The sequence below is a fragment of the Neorhizobium sp. T7_12 genome, assembly GCF_002968535.1.
GTDB lineage: Bacteria > Pseudomonadota > Alphaproteobacteria > Rhizobiales > Rhizobiaceae > Neorhizobium > Neorhizobium tomejilense.
On sequence record NZ_PVBK01000041.1, the window covers coordinates 1 to 3,489 of the forward strand.

Below are 3,489 nucleotides of genomic sequence, written 5' to 3' on the forward strand. Positions count from 1 at the left end.
GTAACCGGTGTTCTGCCCCCACATTGCCTGCCGCCGCCTGATCTGTGATCGACATTCCATGGATGAGCGACAAGGAGTTTCTCCATGGAGTCTACGTTGGAGGTTCTCACGAGGCGGCAGAGCCGTCGTGAGGTTCATCGTCAATGGCCGGACGAGCTCAAGGCGCGGATCGTATCTGAGAGCTTGCGTCCAGGCGCGACGGTGAATGAAGTGGCCGAGCGCCACGGGCTGAAGGCCAACCACCTGTCGTCGTGGCGGACACTGGCGCGGCAGGGCAAGCTGGTGTTGCCAGAGCCGGAAGACGCAGTCGAATTTGCGGCCATGGTCATCGAGACGCCAACGCCTGAGCAGCCAACGGTCAAAGCCGTCAGCCGCGCTGAGATAGTCGTAGGTGCGGTCACCATTCGTCTTGAGGAAGGGGCGTCTGCCGACCGGATCGCCGCTATCGCGCGTGCCTTGGCGGCGGCGACATGATCTTTCCCTCCAACCGTGTGCGGATCATGGTAGCGACCAAACCCGTGGATTTCCGCAAGGGTCATGACGGATTGGCGGCCTTGGTGAAGAACGAACTGCACAAGAACCCGTTCACGGGAACTGTCTTCGTGTTCCGGTCTCGCAAGGCGGACCGGCTGAAGCTGATCTACTGGGACGGCTCCGGCATCGTGCTGGCCTACAAGCGCCTGGAAGAGCACACCTTCACCTGGCCTGGCATCAAGGATGGATTGATGACGTTGACCAATGCCCAGTTCGAGGCGCTGTTTGCTGGCCTGGATTGGCGGCGGGTTCATGCCGTCCAGCCGAGAACCCCGCAGGCCATCGAATAGCTGCGGCACGATGACTCAGCACGGCAAATTCCAAAGGCAAACCGGCGCGGGATTTGATAGGTTCCGGCCATGCTAGATACGGCCGACCTTCCCGATGATGTTGCTGCCCTGAAGGCGATGCTGATTGCCGCACAGGCACGCGAGGCAGGTAAGGATGCCCAGATTGCCCGCAAGAATGAGCGGATCGAACAGCTTGAGAAGCTGGTTGCGGCTTTCAAGCAGGCAGCCTTCGGACGCAAGTCCGAGAAGGCCGATGCCGACCAGTTCGATCTGGCACTGGAAGACCTGGAAACGGCCATAGCCGCGATCCATGCCGAGGACGAGGCGGACGTTCCTGCTGGGAACAGGATTACCAAGTCACGCGCGATCAATCGCGGCTCTCTTCCAAAGCATCTTCCCCGTGTCGAAGAGGTGATCGAGCCGGAAAGCCTGGTCTGTGCTTGCGGCGGTTGCCTGCATTGCATTGGTGAGGATGTCTCCGAACGGTTGGATGTGGTCCCGGCGCAGTTCCGCGTGATCGTCACCCGTCGCCCCAAATATGCGTGCCGTGCCTGCACTGATGGTGTCGTCCAGGCCCCGGCTCCGCCCCGACTGATCCAAGCGGGCTTGCCGACGGAAGCGACAGTGGCCCATGTGCTGGTTTCCAAGTATGCCGATCATCTTCCGCTGTATCGGCAGGCTCAGATCATGAGCCGCCAGGGCGTTGATCTCGACCGCTCCACACTTGCCGACTGGGTCGGGCGAGCAGCGTTCGAATTGCGCCCCGTCTTCGATGCATTGATCACCGACCTGAAGCGCTCGACCAAGCTCTTCATGGACGAGACCCGTGCTCCGGTTCTCGATCCCGGCTCGCGCAAAACTAAGACCGGATACTTCTGGGCGCTCGCACGAGATGATCGACCTTGGAATGGCAGCGCTCCACCGGGCGTGGCCTTCACCTATGCGCCTGGTCGCGGGGGCATTCATGCCGAACGGATACTGCGGGGCTTCTCCGGCATCCTGCAGGTCGATGGCTATGCCGGATACAACAGGTTGATCGCACCTGACCGTGTCGGCCCGGACATTCGGCTTGCCTATTGTTGGGCACACGCCCGTCGCAAGCTGGTGGAGATCACCCGCAACGGATCAGCACCTATTGCGGAAGACGGCGTCAAACGTATCGGAGAACTGTATCGCATCGAGGCCAAACTGCGCGGCCTTGATCCGGAGGTTCGCTTTGCTGAACGACAGGAACGGTCTGCGCCACTGGTCGCCGACATGCAGACCTGGCTTGCCCATCACCGTGCTCGCGTTGCAATAAAGTCTCCACTCGGCGAGGCTCTAGCATACATGGCCAAATACTGGGATGGCCTGAAGCTCTTCCTGACCGACGGCCGCGTCGAGATTGATAACAACAGCGTCGAGAGAACCATCCGACCGATAGCCCTCAATCGCAAGAACGCGCTCTTTGCGGGCCACGATGCTGGGGCTGAGAACTGGGCGACCATCGCCTCGTTGATCGAGACATGCAAACTCAATTCTATCAATCCCAGTGCCTACCTAACCCGCACGCTCACCGCGCTTGTGAATGGTCATAAGCAGAGTGAGATCGCACGCCTTCTGCCTTGGGCTTACGAGGCGGGTTAAATTTGTCCGTCAGCCTTATGGCGTCTTCGCCCTTCCCACGATGGTTCGTCGACGCTTGCCGTCGTTTCACCCTCTTCCAGAGCGTGTCGGAGACAATACGCAGTGCCGGAATCTCCTGGACGATGTGCTGTTCTGGCAAGTTTAGCCGGGAGACCCGGCGTTCGCTCACGGGGTTCTTTCGGTAAGCCAGTCTGTTGAACACCAAGCGACCTATGTACAACTCGTTGTTCAAAATTCCGGTCCCTCTTCGGCGGTGGCCCCGGATCGCTGTTCCTCTCCAGGCCAGCCCACGAGGGCCAACTACCCCCTTCTTGTTAAGTTTTTCCGCAATAGCGTCCGGGCTAAAGCCCTTTGCATACTGCTCATATATCCAGACGATGACACAGGCTTCGTCGGCATTAATGTCTCTTAGGCCTCGGATCGGCTCACCGTCGGCTCCAAGAACCCTTTTAATCGAGTAGCCGTAGCAAATGCCGCCAGGCACTCGCCCTTTCTTTGCTACCGTCTTCATTCCTTCTCTTGTGCGATACCGAACCTGTTCCAGCATTTCACTGTTCAGGACGGCCCTTAGGCCAAGCTCCATGGACGACACCTGGGAGCTGCCATGAACGGTCCAAAGTTCGATTTCATGAAAGTGCAGCAGCTTCAGCACCTTTGCGCTGTGTTCGAGGTCTCGCGACAGGCGATCAAGGGTAAGGCAAAGAAGGACGTCGAATGCTCCTTGTCGCGCCCCCTTCAAGGCGGCCTGAAGACCTGGTCTTGTTTCGAAGCTAGCGCCGCTTACCCCCGCATCGACAAAGGTCTCACAAAGCGTCCAACCACGCTCTAAAACAAACGAAGTCCCTAAATCAAGCTGGGTTTCAATGGACGCAGGGTTTTGCTGATCTGTCGAATAACGCGCGTAGATGACCACTCTCTTGCACATTTCGGCCTCCCAAAGACAATGACAGGCGACGGTACCACGACCCACACGCTCAGTTGTCAGCGGAGGAGTAAGTTCGTTCAGGGGTGGTCAAGGTGCGGAGACAACAGCGCTTAC

Annotated in this window: 4 protein-coding genes; 3 read left to right on the forward strand and 1 reads right to left on the reverse strand. The window is 58.8% G+C overall.

The genetic code is table 11. The features are described from left to right. Window positions 1-84 precede the first annotated feature (84 nt). The 3 genes from C5J26_RS33055 to C5J26_RS32325 all read left to right on the forward strand — a co-directional run bounded on the left by C5J26_RS33055 (window position 85) and on the right by C5J26_RS32325 (window position 2,450). The gene (locus C5J26_RS33055) at window positions 85-474 is read left to right on the forward strand and encodes a transposase (protein ID WP_172746237.1); all 390 of its coding nucleotides are present in this window, start codon (window positions 85-87) and stop codon (window positions 472-474) included. Further along, window positions 471-824 (forward strand): IS66 family insertion sequence element accessory protein TnpB, encoded by a 354-nt coding sequence (gene tnpB / locus C5J26_RS33060; RefSeq protein WP_172746238.1) that lies wholly within the window; start codon window positions 471-473, stop codon window positions 822-824. The genes C5J26_RS33055 and tnpB overlap by 4 nt, the downstream gene beginning before the upstream one ends. A 69-nt stretch (window positions 825-893) precedes the next feature. Then, window positions 894-2,450, forward strand: a complete 1,557-nt coding sequence (locus C5J26_RS32325) for an IS66 family transposase (RefSeq protein WP_105405481.1) — start codon at window positions 894-896, stop codon at window positions 2,448-2,450. Here C5J26_RS32325 and C5J26_RS32330 read toward each other — a convergent pair. Beyond that, the gene (locus C5J26_RS32330) at window positions 2,377-3,375 is read right to left on the reverse strand and encodes a recombinase family protein (RefSeq protein WP_105405482.1); all 999 of its coding nucleotides are present in this window, start codon (window positions 3,373-3,375) and stop codon (window positions 2,377-2,379) included. The genes C5J26_RS32325 and C5J26_RS32330 overlap by 74 nt on opposite strands. Between the last annotated feature and the right edge of the window lie 114 nt (window positions 3,376-3,489).